2 protein-coding genes (1 of these 2 only partly in view) are annotated in these 22122 nt (G+C 68.5%); both read right to left on the bottom strand.

Going from position 1 to position 22122, the window contains the following annotated elements:
- Window positions 1-9010, bottom strand: partial view of an amino acid adenylation domain-containing protein gene (locus ACSSVC_RS14830; protein WP_492612453.1) — the 5' portion only. 5732 nt of this gene lie to the left of the window's left edge; only the first 9010 of its 14742 coding nucleotides appear in the window; its start codon is at window positions 9008-9010; its stop codon lies beyond the left edge, outside the window.
- A complete protein-coding gene (locus tag ACSSVC_RS14825) occupies window positions 9007-22122 on the bottom strand; it encodes an amino acid adenylation domain-containing protein (protein ID WP_492612452.1) in 13116 nt (4371 codons plus the stop codon). The genes ACSSVC_RS14830 and ACSSVC_RS14825 overlap by 4 nt, the downstream gene beginning before the upstream one ends.

The following is a 22122-nucleotide window of genomic DNA, read 5'->3' as shown; positions in this document are numbered from 1 at the left end:
GCACCCCGCCGATGTACAACTCGCCCACCACCCCCAGGGGCACCGGTTGCATCTGCCCGTCCAGCAGGTACATCCGGGTGTTGGCGATGGGCTTGCCGATCGGGGTGTTGTCCGGGGTCTCGGCCAACGGTCCGGCGCAATCCCAGGCGGTGACGTCCACCGCCGCTTCGGTGGGGCCATAGAGGTTGTACAGGGCGACCTGCGGCAACTGCTGCTTGAAGCGCCGTACCAGGCTGCCCGGCAAGGCCTCGCCGCTGCACATCACCTGGCGCAGGCCGCTGCAGTCCCGGGTATCGCCATAGGCCAGGAACACATCGAGCATCGACGGCACGAAATGCACGGTGCTGATGCCTTCATCGCGGATCACCTGGCGCAGGTAGGCCGGGTCCTTGTGCCCTTCGGGCCGGGCCATCACCAGCCGTGCACCGGTGAACAGCGGCCAGAAGAATTCCCAGACCGAAACGTCGAAGCTGAAAGGGGTCTTTTGCAGCACCGCGTCGGCGGCCGTGAGGCCGTACTGCTCCTGCATCCACAGCAGGCGGTTGACCACCGCCCGGTGCTCGTTCATCGCGCCCTTGGGCTGGCCGGTGGAGCCTGAGGTGTAGATCACATAAGCCAGGTGCCCCGGGGTCAGCCCGTTGACCCGGGGATTGACCCGGGGCTGGCGCTCCCAGAGTGGCTGGTCCAGGTCTACCAAGGGCACTGTCGGGCTGCCCGGCAGCTCCCGGGTGGCGCCCTGGACCAGCAGCGCCTGGGGCGCGCTGTCCTGGAGCATGTAGGCGATGCGTTCTGCGGGGTATGCCGGGTCGATGGGCACATAGGCACCGCCGGCCTTGAGGATCGCCAGCAGGCCGACGACCATTTCCAGGCCGCGCTCGACACAGATCGCCACCCGACTGTCCGGGCCCACGCCCAGGTGCAGCAGGTGCCCGGCCAACTGGTTGGCCCGCTGGTTGAGCTGGCGATAGCTCAAGCGCTGTTCACCGGCCTGCACCGCCAGTGCTTCGGGGCTGCGCAGTACCTGGGCCTCGAACAAGCCGTGCAGGGTCTGCTCCAGGGGGTAGTCCCGGGCGGTGGCGTTGAAGCCGTGCAGCAGTTGCCGGCGTTCGCCGGCATCCAGCAGCGGCACCTGCTCCAGCAGCGTCTGGTCGTCCGCCACCATGGCCTGCAACACCCGCTGCAGGTAACCGACATAACGCCTCATGGTCGACTCATCGAACAGCGCCGTGGCGTACTCCAGGCTGCCTTCGATCCGGTCCTGCACCTCCCCCAGGCTCAGGGACAGGTCGAACTTGGCGAAGTGGCTGGCCTCGTGAATGGCTTCCAGGCGCAGGTCCCCCAGCACCAGTTGCGGCCCGTCGCCGTTCTGCCAGGTCAGCAGGGTCTGGAACAACGGACTGTGGGACAGGCTGCGCACAGGACGCAGGACTTCCACCACCTGCTCGAACGGCAGGTGCTGATGGGCCTGGGCTTCCAGGGTCCGGGCCTTGACCTGGGCCAGCAAGGCCTCCACTCGCGGCGCGGCCCCCAGGTCCAGGCGCAGGGCCAGGGTGTTGACGAACAGGCCGATCAGCCCTTCGACCTCGGCGCGCATGCGGTTGGCCACCGGGGTGCCGATCACCACTTCGGCCTGCCCGGACAGCCGCCCCAACAGCAGCCCCCAGGCCGCCATCAGGGTCATGTACAAGGTGGTGCCATGGCGCTGGCTCAAGGCCCGCAGCCCGGCCGTCAAGGCAGCATCGAGGCGCACTTCGACGCTGCTGCCGGCGTAATCCTGCTGGGCTGGCCGCGGCCGGTCGCCGGGCAGCATCAGCAAGGGCGGCGCGCCCTCCAGGGCCTGGCGCCAGTACTGCGCCTGTTGCTCCAGCACCGCGCCGCTGAGCCAGCGCCGCTGCCAGTGGGCGAAGTCGCTGTATTGCACCGCCAGCGGCGGCAGCGGATCGGGCAGACCGCGGCTGAAGGCGGCGTACAGCGCCACCAGCTCCCGGGTCAGCACGCCCATGGACCAGCCATCGCTGACGATATGGTGCAGGGTCAGCAGCAACACGTGATGATCGTCCGCCAGGCTGATCAGGCGACCGCGGATCAGCGGCCCGCGCTGCAGGTCGAAGGGCGCCGAGGCCTCCCCTTGCACCAGAGCCTGCAAGGCTTCGTCGGCCTGTGGATGACCCCGCAGGTTCTCCAGCAGCAGGCCCAGCCCCGCCTCCACGGGTGCGATCAGCACCTCGGCCTCGTCGCCGTACTGGGCAAATCGGCTGCGCAGGGTTTCATGGCGCGCGACGATACGCTCCAGAGCCCGTTGCAGGGCATCGCCGTCCAGCTGCCCGCGCAAGCGCAGGCCAATGGGAATGTTGTAGGCGGTATTGGCCCCCTCCATCTGCGCCAGGAACCACAGACGCTGCTGGGCGAAGGACAAGGGCAACGGCTGATTGCGCGGTGCCGGCAACAGGTCCGGCAGGCTGCTGCGCTCGGCCCGTTCCAGGGCCTGGGCCACGGCGCTGAGCTGGGCATTGGCGAACAGCTCGGCCAGGGCCAGCTCCACCCCCAGGCGCTGGCGCACCTGGGACAGCATGCGCATGGCCAGCAGCGAATGCCCTCCCAGTTCGAAGAAGTGATCGTGACGTCCGACCTGCTGTACTTGCAGCAGCTCGCTCCAGATCTGCGCCAGGGCGATCTCACTGGCGCCCTGGGGGGCCACGTAGTCCCGGGTCAGCAGTGCATCGAGCTCGGGCCGGGGCAGCGCCCGCCGATCCAGCTTGCCGTTGGCGGTCAACGGCAGCGCCTCCAGGCCCACGTAGGCCAGCGGCACCATGTACTCGGGCAAGTGCCCGAGCAATTGGCTGCGCAACGCCGCCGGGGTCACGGTGACGGCCCCGGTCGCGGTGAAATAGGCCACCAGGCGGGTCTGCCCCGGTCGATCCTCCCGGGCCAGCACCACCGCTTCCTTGATCCCGGGCAGCCGGTTGAGGCAGGTCTCGATCTCCCCCAGCTCGATGCGCACGCCACGGATCTTCACCTGATCATCGTTACGGCCCAGGTACTCGATGCGTCCGTCCGCCCGCCAGCGAGCCAGGTCGCCGCTGCGGTACATGCGTGCCCCGGGCCGGTCACTGAAGGGGTCCTGGAGAAAACGTTCGGCCGTCAGCTCGTCGCGATTGAGGTAACCCCGGGCCACCCCGGCGCCCCCCACATAGAGTTCACCGGCCACACCGATGGGCACCGGCCGCTGCAACTCATCGAGCAGGTAGATCCGCGCGTTGGCGATGGGCCGGCCAATGTCCAGGGAACCGCCGGCGTGCATCAGCCCGGAGGTCGCCACCACCGTGGCTTCGGTGGGGCCGTAGTTGTTGATCACGGCGAAACTCTGCGGCTGGTTGAACTGCCGCAGACGGTCGCCACCGATCAACAGGGTGCGCAGCGTCGGATGCCCGAGCGGCTGACTGAAGGCGTATTCCGCCACGGGAGTGGGCAGGAAGCTCAGGTCCAGGGGCTGGGCTCGCCACCACTGCAGGAGCTGGTCGAGGTCCTGGTGGCCGATGCTGTCCGGCGGCAGGTGCAGGGTGGCGCCGCCGCACAGGGTCGGCCAGAACTCCCAGGCCATGGCATCGAAGCTCAGGCCGGCAACACAGGAAGCATGGCGCCCCGGTCCCAGGTCGAACGCCTGGCAGTGCCAGTCCACGAGGTTTTCCAGGGTGCCGTGTTCCACCATCACCCCCTTGGGCAATCCGGTGGAGCCGGAGGTGTAGATCACATAGGCCAGATGTTCGCTGCACAGCCCGGGCACTAGGGGATTGGCCAGGGGCTGCTGGTGCCAGTCCGGCTGCTGCAGATCGATCACGGCAACCGGTGGATCGCCCACCTGGGCGCGGGTGTCTTCCTGCACCAGCACGGCCAGGGGCGCGCTGTCCTGCAGCAGGTAGGCGATACGCTCCAGCGGATGGCTCGGATCGATGGGCACATAGGCGCCACCGGCCTTGACGATCGCCAGCAGACCGACGGCCAGCTCCAGGCCCCGCGGAACACAGATCGCGACCCGGGTATCCGGGCCCACACCCAGCCCGCGCAGATGGTGGGCCAGTTGATTGGCCCGGGCATTCAACTGGCTGTAGCTCAGGCGCAGCTCCCCGGCCTGCACCGCCGTGGCATCGGGTTGCTGGCCGGCACGAGCCTCGAAGCGCTGGTGCAGGGTCATGCCTTTGGGGTAGTCCTGCGTACTGGCGTTGAAGGCTTCCAGAACTTGCCGGCGTTCGCCGTCCTCCAGCAGTTGCACCTGGGCCAGAGGCTGTTGCTCATCCACCACCATGGCCTGCAGTACCTGCACCAGGTAGCCGACATAGCGCTGCACGGTCGCTGCATCGAACAAGGCGCTGGCGTAGTCCAGGGAACCACGGATCTGCCCCTGGCTTTCTCCCAGGCTCAGGGTCAGGTCGAACTTGGCCACCTGACTGGCCCCGGCCACGCCTTCGAGTTTCAGCTCTCCGAGCACCAGGTCCTGGGCGAAATCGTCGACCCAGGTCAGCACCACCTGGAACAGCGGGCTGTGGGACAGGCTGCGCTGGGGCCGGACGATCTCCACCACCTGTTCGAAGGGCAGGTCCTGATGGGCCTGGGCCTCGAAACTGCGGGCGCGGACCTGGGCCAGCAAGGCGGCAACGCTCTGCCCGGCATCCAGGTCCAGGCGCAGGGCCAGGGTGTTGACGAACAGGCCGATCAGCCCTTCCACCTCGGCGCGCATGCGGTTGGCCACGGGAATGCCGATCACCAGATCGGTCTGTCCCGAGAGGCGCCCCAACAGCAAGCCCCAGGCCGCCAGCAGGGTCGTGTACAGGGTGCAGCCATGGCGCTGGCTGAGGCGCTTGAGCTGGGCGCTCAGCGGCCCGTCGAGGAGAATCTCGACGCTGCCCCCGCTGAAGTCCTGTTGCTGCGGCCGTGGCCGGTCGCAGGGCAGCATCAGCAAGGTCGGGGCATCGGCCAGGGTCTGGCGCCAGTAGTCGCCCTGCTGTTGCAAGACCTCGCCACTGAGCCAGCGGCGCTGCCACAGGGCAAAGTCGCTGTACTGCACCGCCAGGGGCGGCAATGGGTCCGGGCGGCCCTGGCTGAAGGCTTCGTAAAGAGCCACCAGCTCCCGGGTCAGCACCCCCATGGACCAGCCGTCGGCGACGATGTGGTGCAAGGTCAGCAGCAGCACATGATGATCGTCCGCCAGGGCCAGCAAGCGCCCGCGGATCACCGGCCCGTGCTCCAGGTCGAAGGCTTGGGCCGCCTCGACCCGAACCCGCTCGGTCAGGTTCCGGGGGGTGTCCCGCAGGTCTTCGAACCCCAGTTCCAGGGCCTCTTCGATGGAGCCGATCAGCACCTGGGGTTGGTCTTCGCAGCGGACAAAACGGCTGCGCAAGGTGGCGTGCCGAGCGACGATGGCCTGCAGCGCCTGTTGCAGCGCCGGGCGATCCAGGCGGCCGCGCAGGCCCAGGCCGATGGGGATGTTGTAGGCACTGCCGGCGCCGTCCATCTGCGCCAGGAACCACAGGCGTTGCTGGGCAAAGGACAGTGGCAGGTCATGGTCCTGGGACGCCGGGAAGATCTCCGGCAACTGGCTGCGTCCGGCCCGGTCCAGCACCGCCGCCACCGCGCAGAGCTCGGCATTGGCGAACAGCTCGCCCAGGGCCAGCTCCACCCCCAGGCGCTGACGTACCTGGGACACCATGCGCATGGCCAGCAGGGAATGGCCGCCCAGTTCGAAAAAGTGATCGTGGCGCCCGACTCGCGGCAGGTGCAGCACCTCTTTCCAGATATCCGCCAGGGTGGTTTCAGTGGGCCCCCGGGGCGCCTGGTACTCGCGGCTGAACAAGGCCGCCTGATCCGGCGCCGGCAGCGCCTTGCGGTCCAGCTTGCCGTTGGCGGTCAGGGGCAAGGCGTCAAGCTGCACATAGGCCATCGGCACCATGTAGTCCGGCAGTTGCGCCAGCAAGTGAGCCCGCAGATCCGCCACCGACAGCGCCGCAGAACCCTCGTGCACAGTGAAATAGGCCACCAGCCGCGGGTTGCCCGGCTGGTCTTCGCGGACCAGCACCACCGCTTCCTTGATCCCGGGGAACGGGTTGAGGCGGCTCTCGATTTCCCCCAGCTCGATGCGCACGCCACGGATTTTCACCTGGTCGTCGTTGCGTCCCAGGTACTCGATACGCCCGTCCGCCAGCCAGCGGGCCAGGTCGCCGCTGCGGTACATGCGCGCGCCGGGCTGGTCGCTGAAGGGATCGGGGAGAAAGCGCTCGGCTGTCAGTTCGTCGCGATTGAGGTAACCCCGAGCCACCCCGGCGCCCCCCACATAGAGCTCGCCCGCCACGCCGATGGGCACCGGGCGCTGCTGTTGGTCCAGCAGGTAGATCCGTGCGTTGGCCACGGGCCGGCCGATGTCCAGGGAACCGCCCGCGGCTATCGGGCCGGACGTTGCCACCACCGTGGCTTCGGTGGGGCCGTAGTTGTTGATCAGGGCAAAACGCTGCTGATGGCTGAACTGGCGCAGACGGTCACCGCCGATCAACAGGGTGCGCAGGGTCGGGTGTTGCAGTTCCTGGCTGAAGGCGTACTCGGCCACCGGGGTCGGCAGGAAGCTCACCTCCAGGGGCTGGGAACGCCACCAGGCGAGCAAGCCATCCACGTCCTCGCTGCCGTCATGGGCCGGCGCCAGGTGCAGGGTGGCGCCGACGCACAGGGCCGGCCAGACCTCCCAGGCCATGGCGTCGAAGCCGAACCCGGCGAGGCTCGAGGTGTGGCTGCCGGCGTGCAGGTCGAAGGCCTGGCAGTGCCAGTCCACCAGATTGCACAGGGTCTGGTGTTCCACCATCACCCCCTTGGGCAGGCCGGTGGAGCCGGAGGTGTAGATCACATAGGCCAGATGGGCCGGGGTCAGCCCCGCCACCTCGAGATTGTCCTGGTCCTGGTCCTGCCAGAGACGCGGGTCGAGCTCGATCACCGGCACCGCCAGCGGCGGCAGGCGCCCCAGCAGATCGGCCTGGGTCAGTACCGCCCGCGGGCCGCTGTCTTGCAGCAGGTAGCCCAGGCGCTCGACGGGATGGGCCGGATCGATCGGTACATAGCAGGCCCCGGACTTGAGGATGGCCAGCAAGCCCACCAGGGTCTCCAGGCCGCGCCGGGCGACGATGGCCACCCGATCGTCGGGCTGCACGCCCAGCCCGCGCAGTTGCCGGGCCAGCCCGTTGGCTTGCCGGTTGAGCTCGGCGTAACTCAGGGCCCGGCCCTGGTGCCAGGCGGCCACCGCCTCGGGGGTGCGGGCCGCCTGGGCCTGGATGCGCCCATGGACGGTCTGGCCCCGGGGGTAATCCACGGTGCTCTGGTTGAAGCCCTCCAGCAGTTGCTGACGCTGGGCCAGGGACAGGATCGGCAGTTGCTCCAGGGCCAGCCGGGGCGTCTGTTCCAGGGCCTGGGCCAGGTGCTCCAGGGTGCACAGCAGATAGTCGAGGATAGGTCGCGGATCGACCTGGGTGCTGGCCAGCAAGGTCAGGCCGAAGCCTGTGCCGAGGTCGTCGACACTCAGGGTCAGGGGGTAGTTGGTGCGCTCCTCGGAGTGCAGGGTGCTGATCCCGGCCCAGGCGGCCTGGGCCTCGGTACTGACGGCGGCGCCGCTGTGGCGGTAGTTGAGCAAGGCACTGAACAGCGGGGTCGGCGCGCTCACGCCGCTGCAGCGCTGGGCCAGGGCCAGGGCCGCATGTTCATGGCGCAGCAAGGTGGTCAGCCGCGCATGGGTGGCCTTGAGGGCCTCATCCAGAGGCCGTTCGTCCACATCCAGGCGAAACGGCAAGGTGTTGATGAAGATCCCCAGGGCCCGGTCGGTGGCCTCGGCACCCTGCATGCGCCCCATCAGCACCGTGCCGAACACCACCTTGCGCTTGCCCGCCAGGGTCGCCAGCACCCGGCCCCAGGCCAGGTGGAACAGGCTCGCGGCGCTGACCCCGGCCTGCCGCGCCCGGGCCCGCAAGTGCTGGCTCAACGACTCCGGCAGGGCCAGGCTGGCTTCCTCGATGGCCCGCCCATCGCCCTGCACATCCTGCAGGCCGAACGCCAGGGTCGGCTCGTCGATATCGCCGAGCATCTGCCGGAAGAACGCCTCGTGCTCCTCTTGCGCGGTGCCCAGCCGGGCCTGGGCCACGTAGTTGCGAAACGGCAGGGCCGGCCCCAGGCGCTCGCCCTGCCCCATGAGCAATGCCTGCATTTCGTGGCGCACCACATCCAGGGCGCTGTGGTCCAGGGCCATGTGATGGAACAGCAGCATGGCGACAATGCGCTGCCCGGCGTCGTCCCAGGCATGCACCAGACGCAGCATCGGCGCCTGGCTGATGTCCAGGCGAAAGTGGCGGGCGTCGAAACGGCCATGCAACTGGGCCATGACATCACCGGCACCCGGGTCGGTTTCGACCTCCTGGAGAACCAGCCCGGCCTCGCGCCAGACCACCTGCATCGGCTGCTCCAGGCCATCCCAAAGCACTGCGGTGCGCAGGATATCGTGGCGCGCAATGACCCCGCGCAAGGCCTCGGCAAAAGCCTCCAGGCGCTCGCGGCTGGCGAAGGCAAACTGCGCCTGCATGACATAGGGATCGCCCTGCACGGCACTGACATGGTGATAGAGAATCCCCTCCTGCAGCGGTGCCAGGGGGTAGATGTCCTGCACATTGCCGACCCCGCCCGGCACCGTGGCGACAATGCGCTCGATGGCCTCCTGGCTGAGGTCGGCCAGGGGCAGCAGGTCCGGGGTGATGTGGCGGGTCGCCGGCGTGATGCCGTTGGCCGGCACCTCGACCTGCCCGGCCTTGGTCGCCGAGTATTTCCCGGCCCTGATCAGCTCGATCAGTTGCGGCTTGTATTCCCGCAACCGGGCCAGCAGGGCCGGTTCGCTCAAGGCCTGCTTGTTGCCCTGGACCACCAGTTGCTCGCCCTTGAGCACCAGTTGCACGTCCTTTTCCTTCAGTGTCGCCAACAGTTCGATCACGCTCACAGGATGATCTCCATTCGTTCGGTCATTGCCGCGTAGCCCGCCAGGGTCGGTTGTTCGAACAGCGCCCTGACATCGGCTTCCATGCCTTCCTCGCGCATCCGGCTGATCAGGCTCACCGCCAGCAGCGAATGCCCGCCCAGTTCGAAGAAATGATCGTGACGCCCCACCCGCTCGACATTGAGCAACTCGGCCCAGAGCCGGGCCAGGGTGATCTCCATGTCACCGATGGGCGCCTCGTATTCGCGCACCAGAGCCGCTTCCCGCCCCGGAACCGGCAAGTCCTTGCGCGCCAGCTTGCCGTTGGGGCTCAAGGGCAGCGCCTCCAGGTGCACGAACAGCGCCGGCACCATGTAGTCCGGCAGGTGCTCCAGCAGCTGCGCCCGCAGGGTCTCGATGGGCAACTGGCGGTCCGTCTCGTGACAGGTGTAGTAAGCCACCAGGCGCTGGTCCCCGGGCACGTCCTCCCGGGCCAGGACCACCGCTTCCTTGACCCCGTCCAGCTGGGTCAGGCGGGCCTGGATTTCCCCCAGTTCGATGCGCAGGCCACGGATTTTCACCTGATCGTCGTTGCGCCCCAGGTACTCGAGAGTACCGTCGGCCCGATAACGGCCCAGGTCGCCGGTGCGGTAAATGCGCGCACCGGGCGCATCGCTGAACGGGTCCTTGAGGAAGCGCTCGGCGGTCAGCTCATCTCGATTGAGGTATCCCCGGGCCACCTGTACCCCACCGATGTACAACTCGCCCACCACCCCCAGGGGCACCGGTTGCATCTGCCCGTCCAGCAGGTACATCCGGGTGTTGGCGATGGGCTTGCCGATCGGGGTGTTGTCCGGGGTCTCGGCCAACGGTCCGGCGCAATCCCAGGCGGTGACGTCCACCGCCGCTTCGGTGGGGCCATAGAGGTTGTACAGGGCGACCTGCGGCAACTGCTGCTTGAAGCGCCGCACCAGGCTGCCCGGCAAGGCCTCGCCGCTGCACATCACCTGGCGCAGGCCGCTGCAGTCCCGGGTATCGCCATAGGCCAGGAACACATCGAGCATCGACGGCACGAAATGCACGGTGCTGATGCCTTCATCGCGGATCACCTGGCGCAGGTAGGCCGGGTCCTTGTGCCCTTCGGGCCGGGCCATCACCAGCCGTGCACCGGTGAACAGCGGCCAGAAGAATTCCCAGACCGAAACGTCGAAGCTGAAAGGGGTCTTTTGCAGCACCGCGTCGGCGGCCGTCAGGCCGTACTGCTCCTGCATCCACAGCAGGCGGTTGACCACCGCCCGGTGCTCGTTCATCGCGCCCTTGGGCTGGCCGGTGGAACCCGAGGTGTAGATCACATAGGCCAGATGGCTCGGGCTCAGTCCGGGGCGTTGGGGATTGGCCTGGGGCTCCTCGCTCCAGACCCAGCGGTCGAGTTCCACCAGGGGCACCCTCAGCCCGCCCGCAAGAGGCCGACCGCCAGCCTGCACCAGCACGGCCTGGGGCGCGCTGTCCTGGAGCATGTAGGCGATGCGCTCGGCGGGGTACGCCGGGTCGATGGGCACATAGGCGCCGCCGGCCTTGAGGATCGCCAGCAGGCCGATGACCATCTCCAGGCCACGCTCGACACAGATCGCCACCCGGGTATCGGGGCCAACCCCCAGTTGCAGCAGGTGCCCGGCCAACTGGTTGGCCCGCTGGTTGAGCTGGCGATAGCTCAGGCGCTGCTCCCCCGCCTGCACCGCCAGGGCTTCGGGGCTGCGCAGCACCTGGGCCTCGAACAGCCCGTGCAGGGTCTGTTCCAGGGGGTAGTCCCGGGTCGTGGCATTGAAGGTGTGCAGCAGTTGCTGGCGCTCAGCTGGCGGCAGGATCGGTACCTGACGCAAGGGCCGCTGGGGCGCCTGTTCCAGGGTGTCCACCAGCGCGCACAGGGCCTGCTCCATGTAGCCGCAGATGCGCTCGGCGCCAATCCGCGCCAGGGTCATGGCGGTCAGCCGGAAGCCCTGGCCGAGGTCATCGACGTTGAGGCTCAGGGGGTAGTTGGTGCGCTCTTCGCTGTGCAGGGTCTGGATGCCCTGCCAGGCCTGTTGCACCGCCGGGCTCGGCACTGCGTCGCTGCCGTGGCGGTAGTTGAGCATGGCGCTGAACAGCGGCAGCGGCGCGACCACGCCGCTGCAACGCTGGGCCAGGGCCAGGGAGGCATGCTCGTGCCCCAGCAAGGCGCTGAGCCGGGCGTGGGTCGCCTTGACCGCCGCCCGGGTGCCGCTGTGGTCCAGGTCGACCCGCAACGGCAAGGTGTTGATGAACATGCCCAGGGCCCGGTCGGCCCCCAGTCCGCCTTGCAGGCGTCCCAGCAGCACGGTGCCGAACACCACGCGCTCCTGGCCCGAGGTGACGCTCAGGACCCGGGCCCAGGCCAGGTGGAACAGGCTCGCGGCGCTGACCCCCAGCAGCCGAGCCTGGGCCCGCAGGCGCGCGCTCAGGTCGGCGTCCAGGGTCCGTTGCAACTCTTCAATGGCCTCGCCGTCGCCCTGCACGTCCTGCAGGCCGAACGGCAGGGTCGGTTCGTCGATGTCCCCGAGCATCTCGCGGAAGAACGCCTCGTGCTCCTCGCGACTGACCCCCAGGCGGGCCTGGGCCACATAGTTGCGATAGGGAATCGCCGTGCCGACAGGCTCCTGCCCCAACAGACAGGCCTGGATTTCCTCGCGAACCACCTCCAGGGCGGTGTGGTCCAGGACGATGTGATGGAACAGCAGGATCGCCACCGTGCGCTGCCGGACCGGGTCCTGGGCATGGACCAGGCGCATCAACGGCGCCCGGGTCAGCTCCAGGCGCCAATGCCGGGCATCGAAGCGTGCATGCAATTGTTCGAGAATATCGCCCTCGGCCGGATCGAGGATGACCTCCTCCACCGCCACCCGGGCCCGGCGCCAGACCACTTGCAGCGGCTGTTTCAGGCCCTCCCAGAGCACCGCGGTGCGCAGGATGTCGTGGCGTTCGCCCACGCGCTGCAAGGCCTGGGTGAAATCCTCCAGGCGCTGGCGGTCGGCGAAGGCCAGATGGGATTGCAGCAGATAAGGATCGCCCTGGCGGGCGCTCAGGTGGTGATAGAGGATGCCCTCCTGCAACGGCGCCAGGGGGTAGATGTCCTGCACGTTTTCCACCCCGCCCGGCACCGTGGCGACGATGCGCTCGATGGCGTCCTGGTCCAGCTCGATCAGCGGCAGCAGCTCTGGGGTGATGCTCTGGCAATCGGTGCCGATCAGGTTGGCCGGCACCTGCACCTCGCGGCCGCTGCCCACGGCAGCGGCCAGGGCCGCCAGGGTCGGCTGGTTGAACAGCACTCGCACATCGGCGCTGAGGCCGATCTGGCGCATGCGCTCGATCAGGCTCACCGCCAGCAGTGAGTGCCCGCCCAGTTCGAAGAAGTGATCGTGGCGTCCGACCTGTTGCACCTGTAGCAGCTCGCTCCAGATCCGCGCCAAGGCGCTTTCCACCTCGCCCTGGGGCGCCTCGAATTCGCGGCTCAGCCAGGCTCCCTGATCCGGTTGCGGCAGGGCCTGGCGATCGAGCTTGCCGTTGGCGGTCAGGGGCAGCGCCAGCAAGCGCACATAGGCCACCGGCAACATGGAGTCCGGCAGTCGGCCCTGCAGGTGATCTCGCAGGTCCTGGAGATCCAGCTCGTGGTTGGAAACCTCGGCATGCTCGGTGAAGTAGGCCAGCAGACGCCCTTCGCGCACCAGTACCAGGGCCTCCTTGAGGGCCGGGTGGCTGAGCAGCGCGGCCTCGATTTCTCCCGGCTCGATGCGCATGCCGCGCACCTTCACCTGATCGTCATTGCGCCCCAGGTAGTCGAGGTTGCCGTCGGCACGCCAGCGGGCCAAATCGCCCGTGCGATACATGCGCGCGGTGGGCTCGGCGCAGAACGGGTCGTCGAGGAAGCGCTCGGCGGTCAGCGCATCGCGATTGAGGTAACCCCGGGCTACCCCGGCGCCGCCCACATAGAGTTCGCCGACCACCCCCAAGGGCACCGGGCGCTGCTGTTCGTCCAGCAGGTAGATCCGCGCATTGGCCATGGGTCGGCCGATGTGCAGCGAGCCGCCCACCGCGATTGGGCCGGACGTGGCCACCACCGTGGCTTCGGTGGGCCCGTAGTTGTTGATCACGGCAAACCCCGGATCGGCCGGGAACTGGCGCAGGCGGTCGCCGCCGATCAGCAAGGTGCTCAGGGTCGGGTGCCCCTGGCCCTGGCTGAAGACGTACTCGGCCACCGGGGTCGGCAGGAAGCTGATATCCAGGGGCTGGGCCCGCCACCAGCCGAGCAACGCTTCAAGGTCCTGGCTGCCCACCTCGGCCGGTGGCAGGTGCAGGGTGGCGCCGCTGCACAGGGTCGGCCAGACCTCCCAGGCCATGGCGTCAAAACCCAGGCCGGCGACGCTGGAACTGTGGCGCCCCGGGCCCAGGTCGAAGGTCGCGCAGTGCCAGTGCAGCAGATTCTCCAGGCTCTGGTGCTCCACCATCACGCCCTTGGGCTGGCCGGTGGAGCCGGAGGTGTAGATCACATAGGCCAGGTGCGCCGGAGTCAGCCCCGGCACCCGCGGATTGTCCAGGGGCGCCTCCTGCCAGACGCAGCGATCCAGATCGATCTGCGCCAGGCCTGGAATGCCCGGCAGCTCGCCGATCGCGCCCTGCACCAACACCGCCAGGGGCGCGCTGTCCTGCAGCAGGTAGGCGATCCGCTCCGGCGGATGGCTCGGGTCGATGGGCACATAGCTCGCCCCGGCCTTGAGAATCGCCAGCATGGCCGTCAGCAGTTGCGGCCCCCGCGGCAGGCACAGCGCCACGCGCTCGTCGGGGCCGGCCCCCAGTTCCAGCAGTTGCCGGGCCAGTTGATTGGCCCGCTGGTTCAGTTGCCGGTAGCTCAGGCGCAACGAACCTTGCACCAGGGCCACGGCCTCGGGAGCATCCTGCACCCGGGCCTCGAACAGGCCGTGCAGGGTCTGTCCACGGGGATAGTCGGCGCCGCTGGCATTGAAGCCTTCCAGCAACTGCTGGCGCTCCGCCACCGGCAATACCGAGAGCTGCCCCAGGTCCAGCTCCGGGGTCCATTGCAGGGCATCGGCCAGTTGCTCCAGAACCCGGAGCATGTAACCGCCCATGCGCTGTGCGCCCATCGCCGACAGCGCCAGCAACGACAGACTGAAGCCCTGGCCCAGGTCGTCGACGCTCAGGCTCAGCGGGTAGTTGCTGCGTTCCTCGCCCCCCAGCAGCTCGACCCCCTGCCAGATATCCAGGCCATCGCCCCGTCCGGCGTCCGCCACGCTGTGCCGGTAGTTGAGCAAGGCACTGAACAGCGGCGAACTGGCTGCCACCCCACTGCAGCGCTGGGCCAGGGCCAGGGACGCATGCTCGTGGCCCAACAGGGCGCTGAGCCGGGCATGGGTCGCGCGGACCCCGGCACGCACGCTGCCGGCGTCCACATCCACCCGCAGCGGCAAGGTATTGATAAACACCCCCAGGGCCCGGTCGGCGCCCTCACCGCCCTGCATCCGCCCCATCAGCACAGTGCCGAACACCACGTGCCGGCGATTGGACACCTGCCCCAGGACCAGGCCCCAGGCCAGGTGCATCAGCGCCGCGGCACTGACCCCCAGCTGCCGCGCCTGCTCCCGCAGGCGCAGGCTCAGGGCATCGGGCACAGGCACCCGGGCCTCTTCGATATCCCGGCCATCGCCTTGCACATCCTCCACGGCAAAGGCCAGGGTCGGCTCGTCGACATCACCGAGCATCTGCCGGAAAAACGCCTCGTGCTCGGCCTGACCGGCCCCCAGGCGCGCCTGGGCCACGTAGTTGCGATAAGGCACCGGGGTGCCCAGGCGCTCGCCGCGGTTGAACAGCAGCGCGCGCATTTCCTCGCCGATCACCTCCATGGCGGTGTGATCCAGGGCCAGGTGGTGGAACAGCAGAATCGCCAGCACCCGCGACTGCCCCGGGACCCGGGCATAGACCAGGCGGATCAGCGGCGCGCGGGCCAGGTCCAGGCGCCAGTGGCGAGCGTCGAAGCGTTGCTGCAGCTGTTCGAGCAGATCGCCGTCCGCCGGGTCCAGCACCTGCTCCAGAACCTGCAGTTCGGCCTGCCGCCAGACCACCTGCAACGGCTGCGGCAAGCCCTCCCAGAGCACTGCGGTGCGCAGGATGTCGTGGCGCTGGATGACCTGTTGCATGGCGCCGGCGAAGCGCTGCAAACGCTCCAGGCTGTCGAAGGCCATTCGCGACTGCAGCAGGTAGGGATCGCCCTGCTCGGCACTCAGGTGGTGATAGAGAATGCCCTCCTGCAGCGGCGCCAGGGGGTAGATGTCCTGCACGTTGGCCACGCCGCCGGGAACGCTGGCCACCACTCGGTCGATGGCCTGCTGGTCCAGTTCGATCAGGGGCAGCATCTGCGGCGTGATACGCAAGCAGTCGAGGCCGATGGCGTTGGCCGGCACCTGCACCTCGCGACCGCTGCCCACCGCGGCGGCCAGGGCCGCCAGGGTCGGCTGGCCAAACAGCACCCGCACATCGGCGCTGAGGCCGATCTGGCGCATGCGCTCGATCAGGCTCACCGCCAGCAGCGAGTGCCCGCCCAGTTCGAAGAAATGATCGTGACGCCCTACCCGCTCGACCTTGAGCAGTTCGCTCCAGATCCGTGCCAGGGCCGTCTCCACCTCACCCTCGGGGGCGACGAAGCCGCGGCTGAGCAGGGCCGACTGATCCGGCGCCGGCAGGCCCTTGCGCTCCAGCTTGCCGTTGTTGGTCAGGGGCAACGCGTCGAGGCGCACATAGGCCAGGGGCACCATGTAGTCCGGCAACTGCTGTTGCAGCGCCTGGCGCAGGGATTCGGCGGACGGTTCCGGGGCGTCGGCCTGCACGGTGTAGTAGGCCACCAGGCGCTTGTCTCCGGGTTCGTCCTCGCGGGCCAGGACCACGCCTTCCTTGACCCCGGGACAGGTCAGCAAGCGGGCCTCGATCTCCCCCAGCTCGATACGCAGGCCGCGGATCTTCACCTGATCGTCATTGCGTCCCAGGCATTCCAGCACGCCGTGCTCCAGCCAGCGGCCCATGTCCCCGGTGCGGTACAGCAGCGCCTGCGGGTGGTCGCTGAAAGGGTCGCGGATGAACTTCTCGGCGTTCAGCTCGGGACGGTTGAGGTAACCCAGGGCCACGCCATCGCCACCGATGACGATCTCGCCCTGGGCCCCCAGGGGCAGCGGCTGCTGGCGCTGATCCAGGACATACACCCGGGTATTGGCGATCGGCCGGCCGATGGGCACGTGCTCGGCGTCGGCCGCCAGTTGCCGGACCTCATGGGTGGTGGCGTAGGTGGTGGTTTCGGTGGGGCCATAACAGTGCACCAGGCGCAGGTGCGGCGCTTGCGCCAAGAGCCGGCGAAAGGCTGCCGGGTCGCCGCGCTCGCCGCCGCAGAGGAGTATCCGCAAGCCCTTGAGGGCCTCGGGAATCAGCTGCACATACTGGTTGAACAGCGCCGTGGTGACGAACAGCACCGTAGCCCCAAAGGTCCTCAGGGCGTGGCCGAAGCGCGCCGGGTCCAGCAGGGTGTGGTGATCGATGACCAGCACTCGCCCGCCGTTGAGCAAGGCCCCCCAGACGTCCATGGTGCTGGCGTCGAAGGCCGGGTTGGAGGCGAAGACCACCCGGTCCTCGGGGTTGAAATCGGCGTAGCCGTTGTTGATCACCAGGCGGCTGATGGCTCGGTGCGGCACCCGTACCCCCTTGGGCGTGCCGGTGGAGCCGGAGGTGTACATGATGTACGCCACGCTCTCGGAGGACTGCGGCAGGTCCGGGTTGTGGGCGGGCAATGCGCTCAGCCGCAGGCGATCCAGGTCCACGCGCCGGGCCGGGCCATCCAGCACCTCGTCACTGCGGGTCAGCAGGACCACGCTGTGACTGTCGCTGACCATGAAGCCCTGGCGCTGGGCCGGGGCGTTGATGTCCAGGGGCACATAGGCCGCGGCGCACTTGCTGATGGCCAACTGGCTGAGCAACAGGTCCAGGGAGCGCGGCAACAGAATCGCCAGGTGGTCCCCGGGCTGCACCCCCAGCTCCAGCAGGTGGTGGGCCAGCTGGTTGGCCCGGGTATTGAGCTCGGCGTAGCTGAGTAGGGCATCACCCTCCACCGCCGCCACCCGCTCCGGATGGGCCAGGGCCTGAGCTTCGAACAGTTGGTGCAGGGTCTGCCGGCGTGGATATTCACGGGCAGTGGCATTGAACTCCACTAGCAACTGCCGGCGTTCGGCCGGGGGCACCACCGGGATCTGTTCCAGGGCCATGCCCGGCATCTGTTCCAGGGCCTGGGCCAAGTGTTCCAGGACACATTCCATGTAGCGGCAGACCCGCTCGCCATTGACCTGGGCCACCGCCTGCAGGGTCAGGCGCAAACCCTCGCCGTCATCGTCGATGTTCAGCGCCAGCGGGTAGTTGCTGCGCTCCTCGGACGCCAGCACGCGAATGCCGTCCCAGGTCGCCGGCCCCTGATCGTCAGCGTCCTCCGGGGGACTGTGACGGTAGTTGAGCAGGCTGTTGAACAGCGGCAGCGCCGCCGGCACGCCGCTGCAACGCTGGGCCAGGGCCAGGGAGGCGTGCTCATGCCCCAGCAGTTGCGCCAGTTGCTGATGGGTACGGCCCAGGGCCTCGGCCACGCCCTGGGTGCCCAAGCCGACCCGCAGCGGCAAGGTGTTGATGAACATGCCCAGGGCGCGGTCGGCCCCCGAGCCGCCGTGCATGCGCCCCAGCAGCACGGTGCCGAACACCACGTCGTCGCGGCCGGACACTTGCCCCAGGACCCGGCCCCAGGCCAGGTGCATCAGGCTGGCGACACTGACGCCGAGGTTCCGCGCCTGCTGGCGCAAACGCCGACACAGTGCCGGCTCCAGCCGCAGCTGCTGCTCGCAGATGCCGCTGCCGTCGCGATTGACGTCCTGCAGGCCGAACGCCAGGGTCGGCTCGTCGATGTCCCCCAGCATCTCGCGGAAGAACGCCTGATGTTCCTGTTCGCCGAGCCCCAGGCGCGCCTGGGCCACATAGTTGCGGTAAGGCGCGGCAGGCGGCAGCTGCGCGCTGCGGCCTTGCAGCACCTCACTGATCTCTTGCACCAGCACCTCAAGGGAGCTGTGGTCCAGGGCCAGGTGATGCAACAACAGGATGCCCAGCCAGCGCTGCTGGTCAGCGTCCCGGGCACAGACCAGGCGCAGCAAAGGTGCCCGGCCCAGGTCAAGGCGATAGTGACGGGGGTCGAAACCGGCCTGCAGTTGCCCGAGTATCGTCCCCCGGGCGGGGTCCAGTTCCAGCACTTCCAACTCCAGGGGGGCCTGGCGCCAGACCACTTGCACCGCCTCGTCAAGGCCTTCCCAGACCAGGCTGGTGCGCAGGATGTCGTGCCGCTGGATCACCTGCTGCAAGGCCAGGGTAAAGGTCTGCAAGACGTCGTCGCTGGCAAACTCGAACTGCACCTGGAGCACATAGGGATCGCCCTCGACGCTGCTCAGGTGGTGATACAGGATGCCCGCCTGCAAGGGGGCCAGGGCATAGATGTCCTGAACGTTGGCCACGCCACCGGGCACCTGGGCCAACACCTTGTCGATGGCCGCTTGATCGAGGTCCGCCAGGGGCAGCAGCGCGGGCGTGATGCGCCGGCAATCGGCGCCGATCAGGTTGGCCGGCACCTGCACCTCGTGCTGCCCACCCACGGCGGCCGCCAGGGCGGCCAGGGTCGGCTGGCCGAACAGCACCCGCACATCGGCGCACAGATCCACCTGCCGCATGCGCTCCATCAGCTTGACCGCCAGCAGCGAATGGCCGCCCAGCTCGAAGAAATTGTCCTGGCGACCGACCTGGGGCAATTGCAGCAGCTCCTGCCAGATCCTCGCGATGGCCTGCTCCACCTCGCCCTGGGGCGCTTCATAGTCGCGTCGGGCGACCGCGGCGCTGTCCGGCGCCGGCAGGGCCTTGCGGTCGAGCTTGCCGTTGGCGGTCAGGGGCCAGGACTGCAGCAGCACGAAGGCGCTGGGCAGCATGTAGTCCGCCAGACTCTGGCGCAGTTGCTCACGCAGCTGCGCGGCGCCCGGAGCCGCTCCCGGCCGGGGAATCACATAGGCCACCAGGCGCTTGTCCCCCGGGGTCTCTTCCCGGGCGATCACCACCGCCTCGCCCACCCCGTCGCAAGCGGCCAGTCGCGCCTCGACCTCCCCCAGTTCGATGCGGAAACCGCGAATCTTCACCTGATCGTCGTTGCGCCCCAGGTACTCCAGGCTGCCATCGGCGCACCAGCGGGCCAGGTCGCCGGTCTTGTACAGCCGCGCCTCCGGCCGGTTGCTGAAGGGGTCGGCAATGAAGCGCTCGGCGCTGAGTTGATCACGGTTGAGGTAACCCCGGGCCACCCCGGCGCCCCCCACATACAGCTCCCCCACCACGCCCGTGGGCAAGGGCTCCCGGCGTGCATCCAGCACATAGAGTTGCAGGTCGGGAATCCGTCGGCCGATGGGGCTGCTGCCCACCCATTGCGCGTCCGCCGCCTGCAACGGCCGGTAGGTCACGTGCACCGTGGTTTCGGTGATGCCGTACATGTTCACCAGTTGCGTGCCGACGTTCTCCAGCCGGGCGTACCAGGGCTTGAGCATCCCCGGCTCCAGGGCTTCGCCGCCGAAGATCACCTGGCGCAGGGAATGCTTGAGCCCGCTCTGGCCCTGGGCCGCAATCAGCGAGCGGAAGGCGCTGGGGGTCTGGTTGAGGATGCTCACCCGGGCCTCGCACAGCAGTGTGTAACAGGCTTGCGGGGAGCGGCTGACGACCTGAGGTACCACCAGCAACTGGCCGCCATGCACCAGGGCGCCCCAGATCTCCCACACCGAGAAGTCGAAGGCGAAGGAATGGAACAGCGCCCAGACGTCGCGCCAGTTGAAATCGAACCAGTCGCGGGTGGCGGAAAACAGCCGGGCGACGTTGCGGTGTTCCACCATCACCCCCTTGGGCAGACCGGTGGAGCCGGAGGTGTAGATCACATAGGCCAGGTTGGCCGGGGTCAGCCCCGGCACTTCGGGGTTGTCCTGGGCCTCATGGGCCAGGGTGCGGCTGTCGAGGTCGATCAGCGGCACCCGCAGGTCGGCCACCAGGGCCTGGGTATCGGCCTGCACCAGCACGGCCACCGGGGCGCTGTCCTCCAGGGTGTAGGCGATGCGCTCCCGGGGATAGGCCGGGTCGATGGGCACATAGGCGCCGCCGGCCTTGAGGATGCCCAGCAGGCCGATGATCATTTCCAGGCTGCGCTCGACGCAGATCGCCACGCGCTGGTCCGGACGCACACCTAGCGCCAGCAAGCGATGGGCCACCTGATTGGCGCGGCGGTTGAGCTCGCCGTAACTCAAGCGCTGCGCCTGGAAAAGCAGCGCCGGCGCCTCGGGCTGGACCCGGGCCTGGGCCTCCACCTGTTGATGGATCAGCGGGCTGTCGGGGTACTGCCCCAGGGGCGTGTTCAGGCCCTGCAGCAGGTAACGCCGCTCGCTGGCCGGGAGCATTTCCAGGCTGTGCAACGGCGCCTCGGGGTTGCTCTGCAGGGCCAGGGCCAGGCTTTCCAGAGTGGTCAGCAGGTAGCCGCTGATGCGCTCGGCCCCCAGGGTGGCGTCCACCAGGGCGGTGATCAGCAGGTCCTCGCCCAGATCGTCGATGTTGACCGTCAGCGGGTAGTTGGTGCGCTCCTGGGCGCCCAGCACCTGGATGCCCGGCACCAGTTCCTGGACTTCGTCGCCATCGGCCCCGTGGCTGTGGCGGTAGTTGAGCATGGCGCTGAACAGCGGGGTCGGCGCACTGACTCCGCTGCACCGCTGGGCCAGGGCCAGGGAGGCGTGTTCATGGGCCAGCAAGGCGCTCAGCCGAGCATGGGTCGCCAGCACGCCGGCGCGCACGCTGTGCGCCCCCACATCCACCCGCAACGGCAGGGTGTTGATGAACATGCCCAGGGCCCGCTCACCGTCCTCGCCCACCTCCATGCGCCCCAGCAGCACAGTGCCGAACACCACCGCCTCGCGCCCGGACAACTGGCCCAGGACCCGGCCCAGGGCCAGGTGCATCAGGCTCGCCACACTCACGCCCAGTTGCCGGGCCTGGCTGCGCAGGCGCCGGCTGAGCTGGCGATCCACTGGCAGCCGGTGCTCTTCGATGCGCCGGGTTGCGCCCTGCACATCCCCCAGGCCGAACGGCAGGGTCGGCTCGTCGATGTCTGCGAGCATGTCGCGGAAAAAGGCTGCGTGCCGCTCTTCGCTCTGCCCCAGACGGGCCTGGGCCAGGTGGTTGCGAAACGGCACCGGCAGCGGCAGTTGCTCGCGCTGCCCCTGCAGGCAGGCCTGGATTTCCTGGCGCACCACATCCAGGGCGGCGTGGTCCAGGGCCATGTGATGGAACAGCAGCAACGCCACCTGACGCGAGTTGACCGGGTCCTCGGCGTGCACCAGGCGCAACAGCGGCGCCTGGCGCAGGTCCAGGCGGAATTGCCGGGAGTCGTAGCGCTGCTGCAACTGAGCCAGGGCATCGCCCCCGGCAGCGTCCAGCTGCAGTGCTTGACACTGCAGCGGCGCCTGGCGCAGGACCACCTGCAGCGGTTCATCGAGGCTTTCCCAGGCAATCGCGGTGCGCAGGATGTCGTGGCGCTCGATCACCCATTGCAAGGCCTCGGCAAAGGCTTGCAGCCGCTCCGGACTGGCAAAGGCGAAACGCGCCTGGAGCACATAGGGATCGCCCTGGGGCGCAGACAAGTAGTGATAGAGCATGCCTTCCTGCAGCGGTGCCAGGGGGTAGATGTCCTGCACATTGGCGGCGCCACCTGGCACGCCGGCGACGATGCGATCGATGGCCGCCTGCTCCAGCTGCACCAGGGGCAGCATGTCCGGGGTGATCCTGAAGGCCGGGCTCAGCCAGTGGCCGCCCTGCTCGGTCACTCGCTGCAGAAGTTGCGCCTTGTGCTGGATCAGGCTGTCCCAGAGTGCGTCGTCCAGGGCCTCGTCATCGCCCTGCACCAGCAGATCCTCGCCGTCCTGTTGAAGTCGGATCGCGAGGGTCGAAAGAACGGCCATCAATTCGCTGAACTGCAT

The organism is Pseudomonas sp. E1BtOHC1 (assembly GCF_058744285.1).
The sequence above is the reverse complement of the archived record's forward strand: the minus strand, read 5'-3'. Positions and strand labels throughout refer to the sequence as shown.